General features: G+C 36.1%; 17 protein-coding genes. 8 read left to right on the top strand and 9 right to left on the bottom strand.

Going from position 1 to position 19,956, the window contains the following annotated elements:
- Positions 1 to 151: 151 nt before the first annotated feature.
- Both QP953_RS06820 and QP953_RS06815 read right to left on the bottom strand, forming a co-directional pair.
- Positions 152 to 952 carry a PspA/IM30 family protein gene (locus QP953_RS06820; RefSeq protein ID WP_052592317.1) on the bottom strand — a complete coding sequence of 267 codons (801 nt, stop codon included), beginning with the start codon at positions 950 to 952 and terminating at the stop codon, positions 152 to 154.
- A gap of 61 nt (positions 953 to 1,013) precedes the next feature.
- Positions 1,014 to 1,424 (bottom strand): YbjN domain-containing protein, encoded by a 411-nt coding sequence (locus tag QP953_RS06815; RefSeq protein WP_231512747.1) that lies wholly within the window; start codon positions 1,422 to 1,424, stop codon positions 1,014 to 1,016.
- 482 nt (positions 1,425 to 1,906) lie between these two features.
- Between QP953_RS06815 and scpB the strand changes: the two genes are divergently transcribed.
- Both scpB and QP953_RS06805 read left to right on the top strand, forming a co-directional pair.
- The gene (gene scpB, locus QP953_RS06810) at positions 1,907 to 2,470 is read left to right on the top strand and encodes an SMC-Scp complex subunit ScpB (RefSeq protein ID WP_231512746.1); all 564 of its coding nucleotides are present in this window, start codon (positions 1,907 to 1,909) and stop codon (positions 2,468 to 2,470) included.
- Positions 2,471 to 2,494: 24 nt separating this feature from the next.
- Positions 2,495 to 3,040: a hypothetical protein gene (locus QP953_RS06805; protein ID WP_309554413.1), complete on the top strand. Its 546-nt coding sequence runs from the start codon at positions 2,495 to 2,497 to the stop codon at positions 3,038 to 3,040.
- 80 nt (positions 3,041 to 3,120) lie between these two features.
- Here the strand turns inward: QP953_RS06805 and clpB are convergent, their stop codons facing one another.
- From clpB to QP953_RS06770, 7 genes are all read right to left on the bottom strand, one after another.
- On the bottom strand, positions 3,121 to 5,745 hold the full coding sequence (clpB, locus tag QP953_RS06800) for an ATP-dependent chaperone ClpB (RefSeq protein ID WP_309554412.1): 2,625 nt from the start codon (positions 5,743 to 5,745) through the stop codon (positions 3,121 to 3,123).
- A gap of 415 nt (positions 5,746 to 6,160) precedes the next feature.
- A complete protein-coding gene (clpX, locus tag QP953_RS06795) occupies positions 6,161 to 7,426 on the bottom strand; it encodes an ATP-dependent Clp protease ATP-binding subunit ClpX (RefSeq protein WP_052592310.1) in 1,266 nt (421 codons plus the stop codon).
- A gap of 236 nt (positions 7,427 to 7,662) precedes the next feature.
- The gene (locus QP953_RS06790) at positions 7,663 to 8,370 is read right to left on the bottom strand and encodes an ATP-dependent Clp protease proteolytic subunit (RefSeq protein WP_052592309.1); all 708 of its coding nucleotides are present in this window, start codon (positions 8,368 to 8,370) and stop codon (positions 7,663 to 7,665) included.
- 106 nt (positions 8,371 to 8,476) lie between these two features.
- Positions 8,477 to 8,656 carry a hypothetical protein gene (locus QP953_RS06785; RefSeq protein ID WP_309554410.1) on the bottom strand — a complete coding sequence of 60 codons (180 nt, stop codon included), beginning with the start codon at positions 8,654 to 8,656 and terminating at the stop codon, positions 8,477 to 8,479.
- Positions 8,657 to 8,660: 4 nt separating this feature from the next.
- Complete coding sequence (locus QP953_RS06780; RefSeq protein ID WP_309554409.1) at positions 8,661 to 9,191, bottom strand: STM3941 family protein; 531 nt, start codon at positions 9,189 to 9,191, stop codon at positions 8,661 to 8,663.
- A 214-nt stretch (positions 9,192 to 9,405) separates the two neighbouring features.
- On the bottom strand, positions 9,406 to 12,057 hold the full coding sequence (locus tag QP953_RS06775) for a protein kinase domain-containing protein (protein ID WP_309554408.1): 2,652 nt from the start codon (positions 12,055 to 12,057) through the stop codon (positions 9,406 to 9,408).
- 111 nt (positions 12,058 to 12,168) lie between these two features.
- Positions 12,169 to 13,281 (bottom strand): GNAT family N-acetyltransferase, encoded by a 1,113-nt coding sequence (locus QP953_RS06770; protein WP_309554407.1) that lies wholly within the window; start codon positions 13,279 to 13,281, stop codon positions 12,169 to 12,171.
- Between the two features lie 559 nt (positions 13,282 to 13,840).
- Between QP953_RS06770 and QP953_RS06765 the strand changes: the two genes are divergently transcribed.
- The 6 genes from QP953_RS06765 to QP953_RS06740 all read left to right on the top strand — a co-directional run bounded on the left by QP953_RS06765 (position 13,841) and on the right by QP953_RS06740 (position 19,913).
- Positions 13,841 to 14,773, top strand: a complete 933-nt coding sequence (locus QP953_RS06765; protein WP_052592300.1) for an STM4015 family protein — start codon at positions 13,841 to 13,843, stop codon at positions 14,771 to 14,773.
- 17 nt (positions 14,774 to 14,790) lie between these two features.
- The gene (locus QP953_RS06760; protein ID WP_309554406.1) at positions 14,791 to 15,933 is read left to right on the top strand and encodes an STM4014 family protein; all 1,143 of its coding nucleotides are present in this window, start codon (positions 14,791 to 14,793) and stop codon (positions 15,931 to 15,933) included.
- Positions 15,926 to 16,585: an HAD family hydrolase gene (locus tag QP953_RS06755; protein ID WP_052592297.1), complete on the top strand. Its 660-nt coding sequence runs from the start codon at positions 15,926 to 15,928 to the stop codon at positions 16,583 to 16,585. The genes QP953_RS06760 and QP953_RS06755 overlap by 8 nt, the downstream gene beginning before the upstream one ends.
- A 123-nt stretch (positions 16,586 to 16,708) precedes the next feature.
- Positions 16,709 to 17,509, top strand: coding sequence for an STM4013/SEN3800 family hydrolase (locus tag QP953_RS06750; protein WP_309554405.1), 801 nt, complete (start codon positions 16,709 to 16,711; stop codon positions 17,507 to 17,509).
- Between the two features lie 41 nt (positions 17,510 to 17,550).
- Positions 17,551 to 18,870, top strand: a complete 1,320-nt coding sequence (locus QP953_RS06745) for an STM4012 family radical SAM protein (RefSeq protein ID WP_052592293.1) — start codon at positions 17,551 to 17,553, stop codon at positions 18,868 to 18,870.
- A 185-nt stretch (positions 18,871 to 19,055) separates the two neighbouring features.
- Complete coding sequence (locus tag QP953_RS06740) at positions 19,056 to 19,913, top strand: STM4011 family radical SAM protein (RefSeq protein WP_309554403.1); 858 nt, start codon at positions 19,056 to 19,058, stop codon at positions 19,911 to 19,913.
- Positions 19,914 to 19,956 lie beyond the last annotated feature (43 nt).

Genomic DNA, 19,956 nt, shown 5'->3' with positions numbered 1-19,956 from the left:
TTTCCTACCACACTAAAAATCAATTCATTAAAAAACAAATTAGGCAACTCACACAATTCATCATTTAGCTTGCCTATCTACAAAAAAAGGTTCTCAACAAAATGCTGAGAACCTTTTTGAGCGTAAAGTAACGCACTATACATTCAACGTATTAAGCTGGAGTATCAGAATCTGTAGTATCTGGTTTATCTACTTCAATCTTAATCGTTTCTTCTGCTTTTTCTTTAATTTCAATTTTTTCTTCTGCTGGCAACAACCCCATTTCACGTTTTAAATCGTCCAATGCAGCACTTGAAGTGTAAGATGTATCTCCCAAAGCAGCATCAATTTCCTCATCGATTGTTTTGCTTTCAGCAGCCATATCGCCATAAGCATCAGATAAAGCCTCTTGCTCCTCTACTTTTTCTTTCATTTTTTCTAGCATTGATAATGTTCCACTAGAATCGATGTTGGCCAATTGTTTGTTCAATTTACCAGTTGCTTTACTCACTTTATCACGAGCAATCAATGTTTTCAATTCATTTTCCCACTTAGCAACTTGACCTTTCAGCATACGGATTTTATTTTCCATTTTAGCTACCAAACCTTCAAATTTATCTTGATTGGTTTTAGCCACTTGATACAATTTTAGAGATTCCTCTCTACGAGCCATTGCCTCTGCTGCCAAGCGGTTTGCTTCTGCTTCATCTTTTCGACCATCTAAAGCCATTTGAAGCAAAGCTTTTGCTTTTTTCTTATAATCCTCAGCAGCTTCCTTGTGGTTATTTGCCTCTCGCTTAGAGCGGATAGCAGTTGCCTTTACTTCTGCCAAACTTTTTAAGCTTTCGTCCAAATCTTTTTTCAAATCACGAATACCTTGTTTGGTCATAGTAATTGGACGTTCTAATTTATCTACCGCAGAATTTGCTTCTGCTTTTCCTATTCTAAATAATCGTTTGATAAATTCCCACATAATTTATATTAAGAGTTTACTTGTTTACAAATGAATGATTGAGTTCTAAATAAAAAAGCAATTAAGCTACTGGCTCATGCGCAGCCCACCCTAAAAGCTCGTCTGTATTTTCGACCAATGCAATGGTCAACGCGTTTAGAGAACCTTCTAACTCATTAGAGTCTAAATTGGCCAACTGCAAAGTATCTCTAAACAAAAGTTTGGTTGCATCTTCATTTAACACAAATGCTCCATGAACAACCTCTCTATTAATTTGAAGTAAGCGTTTGTAAGCTTCTGTTTGGTTAGAATCTAGGTTAATAATATGTTGCTCAATTACTAAAATTTCGCCCTCACAATCTAACATTGTGTTCATTAATCCTTTGCTTTCATCTGTCACCACCAACATGCCATCTTGAGCATTTTCATCTACGATTTCGTGTCCCAAATCTAACAGATAGCCTTTTACTTTTTCAAAGTAGTTCAACATCATAATTTTAATTGGATTTTTGTTTATTTTATTATAATAAATATTAATACTCCGTTGATTTGTTTACGGAGTAATTAAATATCGGACTATTGAATGACAACACTTCGCTAGTAGTTTTATCTACTTTAGAGACACCATTTATTTTATAAAACTGCTAACGTTTTCTTATCGCACGCAAAATGAATGGCTAGTAATTTTGTTGAGAAGTGTTGCAATAAAAGTCTACAAATGTATTTAGATGATTAATTAGGTCCAAACCAATTTTTGTTGTCTCAAAATACATACTCCCGAAATTTACAATTTTTTTATTATTAATAGATAGGATAAGACCTCTTTTTTTATTCCACTATAAAAACTTATTGTTGTGAACTTGTTAATAGGTAATAAAACTGCTAATTTCGCCTTCATAGAACAGTCAACTAACATTTATTTGCTTGGCTTTGTTCCATTGTTTTAATAAAAAGTAGAAAAAAGTATACCTTATTTTGGATAATATAACATTGCATATAGAAGCCTTGATTTTTGCTAGCGATAGCCCTATGTCCTTAAAAGAAATCAAACAGTGCTTGGAATCTGTTTTGGACGAAGAGCTAGACAAAACGGTCTTGCAAAATAAAATTACTGCTTTACAGCAAAAATACATGACCAACAATTTTTCTTTTAGTATCATAGAAATTGCCAATGGATATCAATTTCTAAGCAAACCAGCATTTAACGACACTCTCAGCGTACTCATTCAACAAAGAAGCAACAAAAAGTTGAGTAAATCTGCCTTAGAAACGCTTTCTGTTATCGCTTATCGCCAGCCTATTACTAGAGGAGAAATGGAAAAGATAAGAGGTGTAAACTGTGATTATGCTATCCGAAAATTGCTAGAAAAAGAACTCATTACCATAACAGGTCGTTCTACTGATGTAGGGCGCCCCTTGCTCTATGCTACCAGCGAAAAGTTTATGCAGCACTTTGGTCTTAAGTCCATCAAAGAGCTTCCAAAACTCAAAGAATTTAAACATGAAGACAATGAAATTGGAGATGTTGTTGAGGAATAAATAATCAAAAACAATTATAAAATCATGGCAAAAGAAACTTCTCCTACACGACATTATAGCATTGTTAATGCTATTGTTGTTGGTCTTGTTTGTGGCACACTCGCTTTATTAATTGGCTACCTGATTTACGAAGGCAAGATTAAACATGATTTTGATGTTTTGTTTCCATATGCAGCTGTAGGTGTTATGATTAGCTTACTCAATTTCAAACCATTATCTAAATTGGCACTTATCTTACTGCCTCCTGTTTATGCATTAAGTGGCTTTGGAATTGTTTTGGGACCTATTTTGATGGCTTATTTAGGTTGGGAAAAAGACAGTGTTAGCGATGCCTTGGCTTTAATCATTGAAAATGTTCCATTTTTTATCGTTGCCTCCATTTTATACAACTGGTATAGCTCCTTAGCTGGCAAGAAAAAATTCCTAGTTTATGCTGCCTTTGCTACAACAACCGTTGTTGTTAGTATGCTTATTTTTGGAGATAAGTATCCTGTATGGATTGTGCAGGGCTGCTACTTAGGTTGGGGGGCTTTCTTATTCAGCTTATTGCACTTGAAACACCCCATTTAAGCGAATTGGTTACAAGCAAGAAGTGCCTCCAGTCCCTTTTAGACACTGAACGCACTTCTTATTTATAATAGAATTTTATTTTACTCTACAGTGTATTCTATTTCCTCAACTTTAGGCTTACGAAAAACAACCGTACCATCAAATACATCTAAGATCGCTTTGCTATTGGGCGTTATATCTCCTAACAAAAGAGCATCAGAAAGCTTGTTTAATACCCTACGTTGAATGACTCTTTTTAGAGGACGAGCTCCAAATTCGGGATGGAAACCTTCTTTTGCCAACCAATCCATTACATGTTCTGTAAAGTCCAATTGAATTCCTTGTTCTACCATCAATTCTCGCAAATGATTCAATTGTAATTTAGTGATGGTCAGAATATCTTTTCTAGACAATGGTCGGAACATGACCACTTCATCAATTCGGTTAAGAAACTCTGGGCGAACAGATTGCTTTAACACTTCAAAAACCATATTTTGAGTTTTTTCAATGTTTTCCTCCTTATTCTCTTCCGTCATTTTTTCAAAATTCTCTTGAATAATATCCGATCCAATGTTGGAAGTCATAATGATAATCGAATTTTTAAAATTGACAACCCGTCCTTTATTATCTGTCAATCGACCATCTTCCAACACCTGCAACAAGATGTTAAACACGTCGGGATGAGCTTTTTCAATTTCATCCAACAAAACAACAGAATAAGGCTTGCGGCGTACGGCTTCTGTCAATTGCCCCCCTTCATCATAACCTACATATCCTGGAGGCGCACCAACTAGACGACTAACAGAGTGTCTTTCTTGATATTCACTCATATCAATACGCGTCATTAGGTTTTCATCATCAAATAGATACTCTGCCAATGCTTTGGCCAACTCCGTTTTTCCGACCCCTGTTGTACCAAGGAAAAGAAACGAACCAATTGGGCGATTCTTATTAGACAATCCTGTGCGGCTTCTGCGAATAGCATAAGCCACAGCCTCTACCGCTTCATCTTGCCCAACGACACGTTGGTGCAGTTCTTTCTCCAAATGAATTAATTTCTCTTTTTCACTTTGCAACATTCTCGTCACAGGGATTCCTGTCCATTTTGCTACAATGGCAGCAATGTCTTCTGCATCTACTTCTTCCTTGACAAGGAGATTGCCTTTTTCTTGCATTTTTTGCATTTGCTCATTCATAGCTCCCAATTGTTGTTCCAATTCAGGAATACGCCCGTATCGAATTTCCGCAGCCTTACCATAATCACTTTCTCGCTCTGCACGACTACCAGCTAGTTTGAGCTCCTCAATTTCCTCCTTCAACTTTTGGACACCCAATACCACTTCTTTTTCAGCTTCCCACTGCGCTTTTATTTGATTACGTTGATCTTCCAAGTTTGCCAATTGCTCATTGATGAGTTTGACTTTTTCCTTATCTTTTTCTCTCTTCATCGCCTCTCGTTCAATTTCCAATTGGCGAATTTTTCGTTCGGCTTCATCCAATTCTTCTGGCATAGAGTTCATTTCTAAACGCAATCTTGCTGCCGCCTCATCAATCAAATCAATCGCCTTATCAGGCAAATGACGATCGGTAATATATCGGTTAGATAACTGAACCGCCGATACAATTGCCCCATCCGTAATATTGATTTTGTGGTACGTTTCGTAACGCTCTTTCAACCCACGAAGAATTGATATAGCATTTTCCTCGCTAGGCTCATCCACCACCACCATTTGGAAACGACGCTCTAGTGCTTTATCTTTCTCAAAATACTTTTGATATTCATCCAAAGTAGTTGCTCCGATAGCTCTCAACTCCCCTCGTGCCAATGCAGGTTTCAAAATATTGGCGGCATCCATAGCCCCCTGAGTTTTACCAGCGCCAATTAGTGTGTGAATTTCATCAATGAATAAAAAGATATCTCCTTCAGCACTAATTACCTCGTTAACAACGGCTTTAAGCCTTTCTTCAAACTCTCCCTGGTACTTCGCACCAGCAATCAAAGCTCCCATATCCAGTGCATATATTTCTTTGCTGCGCAAATCTTCAGGAACATCACCTTCTACAATTCTATGCGCCAATCCTTCTATAATAGCCGTCTTACCAACTCCAGGTGCCCCAACTAAAATGGGATTATTTTTGGTTCGGCGAGCTAAAATATGCAAAACTCTACGAATTTCTTCATCTCGACCAATGACTGGATCTAGCTTGCCACCCCGAGCTCGTTCATTCAAATTAATCGCATATTTGCCCAAGGCATTATAACTATTTTCAGCACTAGAAGTTGTTACCTTGCTTCCTTTTCTCAAATCTTTGATAGCAGCAATCATACCTTTTTCGGTGACACCATTATCTTTGAGCAATTGAGATACTTGATCTTTAGTTTTTAAAATACTCAGTAAAATATGCTCTATAGAGACATATTCATCTCCAAATTCTTTGAGAAATGAATGCGCTTTTTGAAGCACCTCACTTGCCCCACGAGATAAATACTGGTTCCCACCACTAACTTTTGGATACGATTGTATAACGCTTCCTATTGCTTGCTTAATTAAGTTTAGATTACTCCCTAATTTATTAAAAACATAAGGCGTAACGTTTTCGTCAGTCTCCAAGATTGCTTTCATCAAGTGAGCAGGCTCAATTGCCTGATGTTCATACTCTGTAGCAAGTTGTTGTGCTCGTTGTATAGCTTCCTGAGACTTTATAGTGAATTTTTCTAGATTCATTGTTTTCTAATTTTCATTTTAAAGTTATTGCTTCAAGTATTTTATTAATGTGTTGGCTCTATGTTATTAACATTAAAAATCTTGAGAAGGTTGATCGAAAATATTTTTCATGAGTATTGATACATTAACCTTCGCCTTAGACTATTCAAGTCGTGTGCCACTCAAAAACAACAGACATTTTGTCACAAAAGCACAAACAAATAATGACATTTTGTCTAAAAAATTACATTTACTGTCTCATGCTACTATATTTCCTAATAAATCCCACTTTCTAGCTAGTCTATAAAACATAGGAGTTAGCTACGCTGCTAACTATTGTAAAACAGCAATAGCCCACTAAATACTTTAGTGAGCTATTGCCATACAAATCGTCCATTGACGATGTCTATTATAAAATGATTGCTTTAATCAATTCTTATAGTGCCTGTTCTAAGATAGATAACTTGGTTTTCCCTAATTTAGACGCAGCATAATCCTCTGTTATCTCAAAGGTCTCCACTCCTTCTTGAGAAGGCATTTCAAACATTGCATCCGTCATAATTGCCTCGCATATAGAACGCAACCCTCTTGCTCCTAAACTATATTCTACTGTTTTGTTGACAATCAAGTCCAACGCTTCATCCGAGAACACCAAATCAATGCCTTCCATATCAAACAGTCGCTTATATTGCTTCATCAACGCATTTTTAGGTTCTGTCAAAATTCGACGCAATGCCGATTTATCCAAAGGATCTAAATGTGTCAACACAGGCATACGACCCAACAATTCTGGGATCAAACCAAAAGATTTCAAATCTTGATGAGACACATATTGCAATAGATTCTCTGTATCGACTTCCTCTTCTGCATTACCTCTAAATCCAATTACTTGCGTGTTAATACGCTTTGCAATTTGTTTTTCGATACCAGCAAAAGCTCCTCCACAAATAAACAGAATATTTTTGGTATTTACTTTTACTAATTTTTGTTCGGGGTGTTTGCGTCCCCCTTGTGGCGGTACTAAAATATCGGTTCCTTCCAACATTTTAAGCAAAGCTTGTTGTACTCCTTCTCCAGAAACATCTCTGGTAATCGAAGGATTGTCATTTTTACGAGCAACTTTATCAATTTCGTCAATATACACAATACCTCGTTCTGCTGCGGCAACATCATAGTCACAAGCTTGCAAAAGGCGAGTCAGCATACTCTCTACATCTTCACCAACGTAACCAGCCTCTGTAAATACAGTAGCATCTACAATCGTAAAAGGAACGTTTAATAAACGGGCTATGGTGCGAGCCAACAACGTCTTTCCCGTTCCTGTTCGTCCAACCATTACTACATTTGATTTTTCAATCTCTACATCGTCCTCTTCTTTTTCTTCTATTTGCTGCATAATTCGTTTATAATGATTATAAACAGCAACAGCTAAAATCTTTTTGCTATCGTCCTGACCAATAACATACTCGTCTAAACGCTCTTTAATTTGCATTGGCTTCAGCATCGTAATGTCTTTGCCATCAATAGGATTCACTTGTGCCAAATCTCCATCTTGTTCAAACGGCATAATTTCATCCTCAATGATTGCCTTTGCTTGTTCTACACAAGATTCACAAATATAGGCATCTACACCCGAAATTAAAATTAGTGCTTGGTCTTTGGGCTTGTGACAAAAAGAACATTTTGCTCCTGGCTTCGTCATTCTTAATTGGTTTTATTCTACTTGTAATGATGGACTTACAATTGCACCTTTTTAACAATCTGTCTAATCCATTCTAATTTTCAATTGAGCTGCAAATATACATTTATTCTAAAAAAGAACCAAGTTGAACGAGCAAAACCCATTCAACTTGGTCGTATACTGATCATCTTAAGTTATTTTGGTTCTTTTTTTTACATTTTATATGAAAAATGTAAAAAAAAGAGAGCAACAAAGTTTTATTTTTTGCGAGCCAAAACCTCATCGACTAGCCCATAGGCTTTTGCTTCTTCAGAAGTCATCCAGTTGTCACGCTCACAATCTTCTTGAATTTTATCATAAGGTTGTCCAGTGTGATGTGCCAAAATATCGTACAACTCTTTTTGAAGTTTTTTGATCAACTTGTAAGAGATTTCCATATCTGTCACTTGCCCTTGCATTCCACCCAATGGCTGGTGAATCATAACGCGGCTATGTGGCAAACAGCTACGTTTTCCTTCTGCTCCTGCACAAAGCAATACCGCTCCCATAGAAGCAGCCAAACCAGTACAAATAGTTCCAACATCAGGCGTAACGTATTGCATTGTATCATAAATACCTTGACCAGCAATAACAGAACCACCAGGACTATTAACAAAAATTTGAATATCACGCTTAGGATCTGTAGACTCTAAGAACAACAATTGAGCTTGTACAATATTAGCTACGTAATCATTAATTCCTTGTCCCAAGAAAATAATTCTATCCATCATCAAGCGAGAAAATACATCCATAGAGGCTACATTCAACTGACGCTCTTCAATGATATAAGGTGTTAAACCAGTTATGTTAGGCATTCCCATATTCATTGCTTGCTGTGCTGTTTTCTCAGCATATGTATCTACGTGCATTCCCGTCATTCCCATATGCTTAACAGCATACTTTCTAAATTCACTTTTATTAAACATGTTCGTTTTATTTTGGTTTTATTAATTGTATAAGAGTAGGCACAAGGCTGCTCTAATATATACGGTTTTATTTTGGTTTCCTAATTTTTAAAGCTTGTATTTTACATCAATTTTCATCAAGCAAGTGCCTTAAAAAATCATTAGAAAAACCATTTTCATTTTGATAATTTTCCAAAAGAGTTACCAACTCTAAATGCCCTAGTTTTGTCAATCGGTGATTCAAGCAATATGCACCAACTAAGCTCCACAGCCTTCTTTTATCAAACGCAATTTTTAATACTTTCATGCTTCTAATCAATCAAATGCTTGGACATATCTATAAAATCAGGCTTGTCAAAATCAATATCTCTCAACAAGGTAGCCAATTCATTGTATGAGATTGCCAAGTTTTTGGTTTGAAGTACCATAGGTGTTCCTTGTAGTATTGTTTTGAGGCGCTGAAAAGCTCTCTTTATCAATCTTTTTTCTTTTTGAACAACTGCATGAGGATTTTTTAAAAAGATAGCAATTGTCTTCACCAACAACAACCGTTTGGTTTTAATAGAATCTATCTCATCCCAAGTAACACGCCCTAGACTATACCAATGAATATTATCTACGATTCCACTTTTGTCAATAATTAGAGCAGGTCTTTTTCCCGTTAGTTCTTGCCATCCCCTTCGAGCATTGATTAACAATACAATTCCAATTGGTAATGATATGATTAAGATGCTTGCATCCAACCAAAAGGGCCAACTACTGATAATTATTAAATAAAACAGGTTAATAAAAACTACCAGACCTGAACGCCATTTGCCAAAGTTAACAGTAATTGTTTCCATTTTGTTTATAGTAGTTTAACAACAGTCAATTTTATGCCAGTCTATCTAAAATGCCAATATAGCGCAAAACAGGTAATTCTGGCAGTTACTGATAACATTAGCCCTTTCAAACCACGCAGTAGCAGCGAACCGAGCGATGTGAGCTCACGACCGTAGGGAGCTACCACGAAGTAGCACCACAGATAGCTAACTACTATTATATAGTATAGCGATTTTACTCTCGAAGCAATTTGCGCAAGTAATTTTTAAACGTGATCTGCTCATATTTCTTCATCTCAAATGCCTTGGTCTTATATTCAGGGATTATTTGTTTTAATTCTTTTAAATCCTGCTCTAGTTCTCGATAAGCTTTTTGAACTTTGGGGTGTTTGCTCTTCTTATTATAAGTATGCAATTTAGCTTCCAAATCCTTTATATCTCTAGTAACTTTATCCGCTCTATATTCACAATCTTTGATAATAGACTCATACAAAGCCTTATAATCTTTTAACACCTCTTCCTCTTCTTGTTCATAAGCTGTCTCCAATTCGGTCACATATTCAGTAACCGTTTCATATTGCTCTTGTAGATTGGCAAAGGGCTGTCCCAACACGATCTTTTGAGTTTCAATTTTCACTTTTTCTAACTCACCCCGTTTAAAACGATCTAAGTTTTTTAACTCTATTCGTTTTTTTTCTTCCAAAGCTTTTACCTTTTGTCGGTACTCTTTTTTCAAAAGCGCTTTTTCTTGGTCTAAGATGCTCAACTGATGCTTCGTTTCATCATGCCAATGCTTCAAATTATTTAAAATCAATTTAGAATCTCTAAAATATTTAATATTAAATTTCTGACCATTTTTGAGTGTTATTTCACCTGTCCTAGAATTGATGTTATAAATTTGCAAAATAGAAGATAGCTTAAGTTCTTCAAATTCTTCTTTCAATTCGTCCTTAACCCCTTCTGCAACATTTCGTTTGCCTTTCCACAATCGAGACCAATGATTTTCAATAAAAGTATCTTCCCGAATGTCTTGATACAATAATTTTATTTTTGCCTCTTGTTCATTGTACAAAGCCGTTAATTTAGCGCCAATCAAATCACTAATTTTCAACTTCTTATCCTTTACCAAATTATCCACAGCTATTTTTCCTTCTTTCATAAAAGGATGATTCTCTTGAATAGGTTGATCCTTCACCAATTCATCGACTGCCTTTTTGTGCGCATTATGAATAGCGATTCTAATTTTAGCCAAATTATTATAATGTCCATCTTCTACTCGAGCAATGGCACGATGTTCTTTGGCTTTAGAGACATATTTTTCATTTAAATAATGATACTGCTCTAATGCTTTTTGTTCTAATTCCTTTACTTGGGTATCTTTTTCTTTTAAATAAGTTTTTAAACCCTCTATTTTTGTTTTGACCTCTTCTACCAAACGCTCTATCTTAGGAATAACCCAACGCACACTTTTCTTAAATTTTTTCCGACTTTGACGCAATCGCAGGTTTTGTCGATAGTATTTACGTTGTACTTGCGCTAAATTCTCCTTGATGCGTTGTGCCTGACGAAAAGCACCATCCGTTTTGAAATTTTTCTTAGTTCGATGCAACAAATAAAGACAAAATAGAAACCCTCCAAAAGGAGTTGTAATAATTGAAATCATTACAATCGCAATCATAAATGCTATCTTTTCTCCTTTTTTAAGGCTCTGCACTTGAAAATCTTTCAATTCATGTTGCTGAGGAGTTCGCACTTTAGGATTGGGCAATCTATTATTTTTATGCAACTCCACTAGTTTCGCTGCTGGTGTTGCATATCCAGGCACATCGATTCTCGAAGAAGGCAAAGGAAATCTTGGTTTGGAAGCATAAAAACCTCCTCCTAAAATATGCCCATAGCGCTTGTAAGCCGTTTCATCGTCCAAAGACAACAAAATAGCAGCGCACCACTCCTCTGCACTAGGACGCATTTCTGGATTCTCATGCCCATCAACAAAACAACGGAAAAACAAGTCTTGCAAGCTTTGATCTAATTTGTAAAAAGCCTTATGTGGAGGTGGAATGATTTTAAACGAAGACTTTTTAGCAGGATGATGGACAAATAAGCCATGCTTAATTTTGTCGTGCAAGGTTGTTAATTGCTCATAAGGTGCGCCAGAACTTGCTGCAAAAGGATGAATCCCAAAAAGCAATTTATATAAAATTACTCCCAACCCAAATCGATCCCATGCTTCTCTTTCTGTGGCATCATAATCCAATAATTTATAATGCTCAGGGGGTGTATATTCTGGCGTGGCGACAGGAGCATCAAACAGACTTTTGCCTGACTCTACTACCTCTACCGAATCGGTATCCACAATAGAAACCAAACCATTCGTTTGAATAACGATGTTATCAGGTTTCATATCTACCAAAACATAGCGTTCTATAGAATGCACTTGATGAATAGCAGCACAGATATTAAAGGATAATTTCAAGCGCATTTCCAAAGCTTTGGGCGATTGTTTAAAGTCAAAACGCTTCCACTCTTGCCGCAATTTTCGAGGTATCTTAGGAGTACAAAGTATTTCTAATTTTTCTCCCTCGGTGTAGGGCATTATAAAACCTACAAACTTTTTTTTATCGTACAAAGCATCTTTAACCCAAATAACCGAATTGTGCGCTCCTGCATTCTCTTTGGATTGTATTGGGGGATAGGTTGCTAAGTAATTAATTTTTTCCTCTCGTATGGACGTTAGTTTGTGTAGATGGTACAGCTTGGCAACGTACTTTCTGAATTCTTTGGGCGCTGTTATATTGTATAAATTCCCCTCTCCTCCTCCTGCAAAAGGTTTTGTCGAAAGAGTAATCCAAACACCGCTTTTTTCTAATTTATATCGTTTTGCCACAAAAAAAAGAAATTAATTAATAATGATCGTTTGTTGCATGAGTTAGCGGTCGCTAAGTAATCGTTCAGAATATTGCAAAAACAACATTACTCGATAAGGAACCAGCAACTTCTATGTAAAAGCAGCATCCGCATCACCATCTTGAATTACAAAATCTGGAGTTGCCGCCAATTGCTCTCCCAGAACTTTGCCTATAATATAGTGTCGTTTGAAAGTTCTTTTCTTAAAAAAGGGAGATTGCTTTTCTTGAATCGCCTTAACCAAAGCAGGATGAAAAACGGTTAACATATCCAACTTGGCTGCCAACATGTGCTCATAAACAACGCTTAAAACTTGTTCCTCTGCGCCATTTAGCAAGTAAGCATAAGGTATCTTCATATTTCCACCCCGAATACTTACAATCAAAAAACCAAGCATATTAAAAGCTCGATCATATACCTTTATGTTTAAAAATGCAAAGGAACTATCTGTCGCAGAAAAGTGATACCGTTTGGCGTTGTGATCCTTTAAGTTAGACGATAACAACCAAGGGTTCTTAACCAACCATGTCAAATCGGTTCGACTTCGATTCATTAATTCATTGGCTTTATTTTTTTGAATAAACGCCCAAGCTTCATCATCTATTTCTGATAGATATTCAAACGAAATTCCTTGAGATGCTAAAGTAGTATTTTGATACCACTTTAAACGCAAAGCATTAAACAGATTAAACACACCATCCATACAACTCAAAAAAGGTTTCCATTTGTTCCATTTGTGCTCTTTTTTTGGAAGAAGGTAGGCTAAATTTAGACGAAGATAGCCCCGTACTCCTTGAGGCTTTGCCAAATCTAAGAACTGTTCTGTTCGATTGTACAACCCATGTGCTGCTGGCGTAAACTCTGTCACCAATATCTTGTAATCCCAAGCTTCAAAAACAGTTTGAATTAATTTTTTAGCAATGCCCTTTCCCCTCATGATTGGGTTCACCCACATACAACTCAACCAGCCTACATGTTCTATACCTGTAGAAAAATGCAAATCATCTGCAAAAACGCCCAAGTAAGCGACCATTTCACCTTTCTCATAAATCAAAACCAACACCAAATCATTGGGCTTAACACGAGGATTTCGGATATGCGATAGCGCTCTGTGTTTGCTAATCGCAATATATTTTGCTGCTTTATATTCTGGTGAATCTATATAGCTTTGCAATTGATGTTGTCGAATTTCTCGTATTTCCATAGTTTTTTACCTCCAAATGGTTTGTTCAAATATAAACTATAACTTACAAAAATCAAGTATTTAAATGTTTATTTTAGTTTTTGAAAAACAAAGATGCCCCTTTGAGATATGATTTTCGTGGCAAGTACTTTTTTTTTAGTTTACAACTAAAACTTAGTCTTATTTGCGAGCAATTATTCAAAGAGATTTTTTAACTTTATTTAGCTTATTGATCGATTAATTTTTCTTTAAGTTATTCCCTATTCCATTGAGCTATTGACACTCTGAACATCAATATACTAAGTCTTATTTTTTTATTAACCTGCTTTAACAATACTGTTGATAATCAACAGTATACCCAAAACACAACTAATCACAAAACAATGATTATCAAACAAATGAAAGACATTTTTTTACTAAAAAATTAAAAATAAGTGGGCGATTATAAGTAATAAGAATACAGCTAAATTCATTTTGTAAATAATTTGTTAAAAGACTTGACTTAATATAACTTTTTTGATACATTTGACAAAAATTAAACGCATACTAAAAATATATTCATCACCTAATTAAACACATCATGACATTTTCAAGAAATGCATTTTACTTTAACAAGAAAAAAGTAGTGGATTTTGATATAGAAAAAGGTATCGAAAATCCAGATTTAGCGTATCGTTTTCGTACAGAATATGATGGTCCAGAAGATGAGGTCAAAAATATGCTAACCGCTTTTTTGAATGACCCTAAACTGGGAGAAATAGACAGCTTTGTCATTGGATATTGGGGACCTGAGCACGATGACTCTCCCAAATCTATTCTTCAATTATTGGTTGACAATAAAGATAAATTGCAGCACATCAAAGGCATCTTTACAGGAGACATTACCTATGAAGAAAATGAAGTTTCTTGGATTGAAAACTGTAATCATGGCCCTCTTTTAGCTGCCTTACCTAACTTAGAGTTTTATCAAGTTCGTGGTGGCAACGGCTTGAGTTTTGGAGACATCAATCATCCCAACTTAAAGAAATTAGTCATTCAAACAGGGGGATTAGACAAATCTGTTTATGCTGAGTTATCAAAAGCTAATTTGCCGGCTTTAGAACATTTAGAATTATGGCTAGGTTCTGATTATTATGGCTTCAATGCTACTCCCGAAGAAGTTGCAATTGCTTATCGAGGAGCTGAAGGCAAAACCAACCACCTACCTTCTCTAAAATATCTAGGTCTTAGAAATAGTGAAATTGCGAACGAATTGGCTCAACTCATGAAAGGAGATCCTATTTTAGATCGTATTGAGACATTGGATTTTTCTAGAGGAATAATTGATGATAGAGGTGCAGAAGCATTGGTGGATAATCCTGCTATCAAAAACCTAAAAAAACTAGATTTGCATCACAACTTTATTTCGGATGAATGGGCAGAAAAATTAGAAGATTTGGGAATTAAGGTAGACCTAAAAGAAAGGGAACCTGACGCAGACGAGGACGATCGCTATATTTCTGTATCAGAGTAATTGGATCCATTATACACATGCAATTTACGCTAATCGGGAATCCTGAAAATAGACGTTGTCAATACTTCTTAGAGGCAGTAAAATCCCAAGGTTTTACTGCCCCTTTTGTTGTCTCTTATTTAGATGTTTTACAACAAAAGGTAGATTTACATCCTATACTCGCTCAGACCAACTATTTGAGAATTGAATCCCCTGGTGAAAATTGGGCGGTTCACTGTGCTTTTTTAAAGCTAGGTGCCCATCATCCTGATTTAAGAAATGCCGATTCTATTGATTTGGAATCTGTTGATCAATTGCCTTTTGAAAAAGGACGCATACAGTTTTTGAAACAACACCATCTTGGTTTTGTCACTTTTCTAAATCAATTGCAACAAAAAATTGATCTATATCCTACGGTTCAATTAATTAACAGCATTGAAGGCATTCAACTGATGTTTGATAAAACAAGTTGTCACCAACATTTTGTAGAACATAACATTACTGTTGCGCCAGCTTTATACCATATTAAAAATTATGATGATTTGCTTACTCAAATGCGACAACAACAATGGAGAAGCGTGTTTATCAAACCGATTCATGGTTCTTCTGCATCAGGAGTCATTGCCTTTAGAATTAAAGGAAGTAAAGTACAAGCAATCACTTCTGTAGAGCTGGTTCAAAATGCCACTTCTGCCAAATTATTTAATTCACTAAAAATTCGCACCTACAACAACTCTAAAGAAATTGCCTATTTGGTCAATACTTTAGCCAAAGAAGGGATACTCGTTGAACAATGGATTCCCAAAGCATCTGTAGAAGGAGGCACCTTTGATTTAAGAATGGTTGTTATCGGTGGGAAAACCAAACAAGTAGTAGTGCGACAAAGTCAATCTCCTATGACCAATTTACATTTGGGCAATCAGAGAGGCAGCATTCAAGAAGTCAAGCGCATTATTGGCTTCGATAAATGGCAACAAATGAGCCATTTAGCAGAGAAAGCGGTTGCTACTTTACCCAACACAACTTATGCAGGAATGGATGTCATGATTTCTAATACCTTAAAAAAAAGTTATATCTTAGAAGCCAATGCATTTGGAGATTTATTACCCAATGTATTGATCAACAATATGGATACCTACACAAGTACTATAAACTATATAAAAGAAAAAGAGTATGCTTGATGGGATAAGCACAATATACTTTGACCTAGACAATACTTTAATTGATCGAAATGCTGCTTTTTTGGCTTGTATGCAACAGTTTTTTGATGAAAACATGCCCAACTACTATTTCAATAATGAAGCTTTTGAAATAGAAAATGTCGATCAATCTGGATATACACCTCGAGAAGAATTCGTCGAATGGTTCATTCATTATTACCAGCCTCAAGGTTGGGACGAAACAAGTTTTTGGAACTATGTACACGCTAATATCAGCAGTTATGTGCCACCAATAACTCCAGCTTTAAGAGAATTGCTATACAAGTTAAAACAACAGTATAGAATCGGAATCTTAACCAATGGCTCCATCAGTAATCAAAGCCGAAAAATTCGCAATGCTCAATTAGATTCTATTTTTTCTACAGAAACCATTCACATTGCTCAACAATATCATTTATCTAAACCAGATACACAGTTATTTGAATTAATATTAGAACAATGGAAACTGGAACCGCAACATCTATTATATGTAGGTGATGATCCTATTAATGATATAAAGGGTGCCGCAAAAGTAGGCATCAAAACGGCTTGGGTCAGCCACAAAAGAGAATGGATATACAAGATAAAACCAGATATAACGATAGAGCATATTCTTGAGTTTAATACTCTGTAAACCCAATTAATTATCTGCTAGTTACTACTAAAAAACAGTACACTAACAATCAATTGTACAATACTCGTAAAGTAATGTGCATTGGCATAAATTTCCAAAGTTTAATCTTAAAATTTTTCCTGCATGCTGCATAATATGAACGAAATTATCACCGACAGTGATCTCGTTTTTATAACTTTAGATACTCTACGCTATGATGTTGCTCAAACGCTTTGGGTGCAAGGCAAATTGCCTAATTTTTCTAAGTGGCTTTCTCCCAAAGGCTGGGAACAACGGCATACGCCAGGAAGTTTTACTTATGCTGCTCACCATGCCTTTTTTGCTGGTTTTTTGCCAACTCCTATTGAAACTCCTAAGCAACCTCGTCTCTTTGCAACAAGATTTGAAGGTAGCGAAACGGCTGTTGCAGAGACTTGCACCTTTGATGCCCCTAATATTGTTAAAGGACTACAACAAAAAGGATTTAAGACGATTTGCATAGGTGGCGTTGGCTTTTTCAACAAACAAACTCCATTAAGTAATGTTTTTCCAGACTTATTTGAAGAGAGCTATTGGGAAGAATCATTCGGAGTAACCAACAAGGATTCTACGCAAGTTCAATTTGAAAAAGCAGCTGACTTGCTTAATCAGACGGTTAGCCCTGTTTTCTTATTTATTAATATTTCTGCCATTCATCAGCCCAATTGCTTTTATTTGGATGATAACTTGCAAGACACCATTGAAAGTCATGCGGCTGCTTTGGAATATGTAGATAGCCAATTACCAATATTAATGAACGCACTCCATAAACGCCGCCAACAAAGTTTTGTCATTTGTTCTGCGGATCATGGCACTACTTATGGAGAAGACGGCTACATAGGGCATCGAATTGGGCACTCTAACGTTTGGACTGTTCCTTACTTAGAGGTTTTGTTAAAAAAATAATACTTCATTAGACATTATCACCTATATATTCATACCACACAATGGCAAAATTACAATCTATCATAAATGATAATTTTTTTCAAGGTTATGCTTATTCCTACCCTCACAAATCTAGTTATAGACCTTTTGAGAATCCACTTTCTTTAAAGGAGGTTTGGAGTGAAGAAAACAAAGAGCGACTTTTTTTGTATGTGCACGTTCCATTTTGTGAAATGCGTTGTGGTTTTTGCAACTTGTTCACTATTGCCAATCCCAAAGAGACCCACGAAAGTCCTTTTATACAAAGCTTAGAACGCCAAGCTACAGAAGTAAAGGCAGCCTTGGGAGATGCCAATTTTAATCGATTGGCTATTGGTGGGGGCACACCTACCTTTTTGAGTACAACAGACTTAGAGCGTTTGTTTTTTATCCTTGAAGACATCATGGGAGCAGATCTACTTTCTATTCCTAGTTCTGTGGAAATGTCTCCCAAAACTGCCAGTGTCGAAAAATTAGCTTTATTAAAAGAAAAAGGGACTACTAGAGCTAGTATTGGTGTTCAAAGTTTTTTGCTAGAAGAAACAAAAGCATTGGGTCGCCCACAACAAACGGCTGAAGTACAACAAGCACTACAAACCATCAAAGATTCGGGAATACCTGAAATGAATATTGATTTAATTTACGGGATGGCAGGACAAACACTTTCTTCGTGGCAATATTCTCTGGAACAAAGCATTGCTTTTCAGCCTGAGGAAATTTTCTTATACCCTTTATATGTACGCCCTCTGACAGGTTTAGGACTCAAAGAAAAAGCTTGGAACGATCACCGTTTAAACTTGTATCGTTTTGGTCGGGATTTTTTATTGTCAAAAGGATACGAACAAGTGACCATGCGTATTTTTAGAAATACGAAAGCCCCTACGATGCCCGCTCCTCCTTACAATAGTCCTGAAGATGGCATGGTAGGTTTGGGAGTTGGTGCCCGTTCTTACACCAAAAAGTTACATTATAGCTCGGAATATGCTGTTGGACGAAAAGGGATCAAAAATATTATCCATAATTACAACGAAAAAACAACAGAAGATTTTCAAAAGGTACTTTATGGCACTCGTCTCTCTTTAGAAGAACAACAGCGACGATATGTAATCAAATCCATTTTAGAAGGGCAACACTTAGATTTTGCAGCATACTATCAATTTTTTGGAACCAATGCCTTGGATGATTTGCCAGAGTTACAGGAATTGTATGCGCTTAATTTGGCTCCAAAAGAAAACCATAAACTGCAACTCAACCAAACTGGCTTAGAACTCTCTGATGTCATTGGTCCTTGGCTGTATTCTGATCAAGTTTGTACGATGATGCAAGGATTTGAATTGGCTTAACCTTAAGCAAAAGCCCTACATTCGGTTCAAAATATAATTAAAACGAACGCTGCTTTTTTATCTAAGTAAGTGGGCATAAAAAGTTATAGCAAAAAAATAGCCTTATTTTTATAGAATTTTTTTCTGAACGATTACTTAATATATATTAGACTACTTACTAAACTCTTGCCTTAAATATTATTATTATGAATCATTGGTCGATTTTATACCGTGGTCCCCTATCGAGCTGCAACTATGGGTGCAGCTACTGCCCATTTGCAAAAACTAAAAACACTAGAGCAGAACTAGCAGATGATGCGCAACGTTTACAAAATTTTGTCCAGTGGGTCAAAGGGCGTTCGGAACAAATAAGCATCTTATTTACTCCTTGGGGAGAAGGTTTGATTCGAAAATATTACCAAGAGGCAATGACCGAACTAAGTCATTTGCCACACGTAAAAAAAGTAAGTATTCAAACCAATTTATCTTGTACGACCAATTGGATGGATGCTGTTCGTAGAGACTCTTTTGCCTTATGGACGACTTTCCACCCAACTCAAATTAGCCTAGAAAAATTTGTTAACAAATGCAAACAACTAGATGCTTTAAACATTCAATATAGTGTTGGTTTTGTTGCTTTTAAAGAGGATATTGATATTTTGGAACGCTTGAGAGCGAGTATTAACCCTAATCGTTATGTTTGGGCTAATGCCTACAAACGAATTCCTAACTATTATACAGAAGAAGATATTCTTAGAATCGAAAGAACAGACCCACTGTTTCGCTACAATACTATGCATCACCAAAGTTTAGGAAAATCTTGCCAAGCAGGGTGCACTTCTTTTACAGTAGATGGAAATGGAGATGTTCGCAGTTGCCATTTTATTGATACTGTCTTAGGAAATATTTATACACATGAAATAAGAGATTGCCTAACTCCTAAATCTTGTATCAATGCAACTTGTGGCTGCCATATTGGTTATGTGCATTTGGATGAGTTGAATCTATATCATACATATGCTGATGGAATTCTTGAACGAATTCCATCAACATATCGAGAGTAAACTATTCTTCAATAGTTAGGTGGGCTGCTACAAAGTTATTCTA

Source organism: Aureispira sp. CCB-E (genome assembly GCF_031326345.1).
Taxonomy (GTDB): domain Bacteria; phylum Bacteroidota; class Bacteroidia; order Chitinophagales; family Saprospiraceae; genus Aureispira.
The sequence above is the reverse complement of the archived record's forward strand: the minus strand, read 5'-3'. Positions and strand labels throughout refer to the sequence as shown.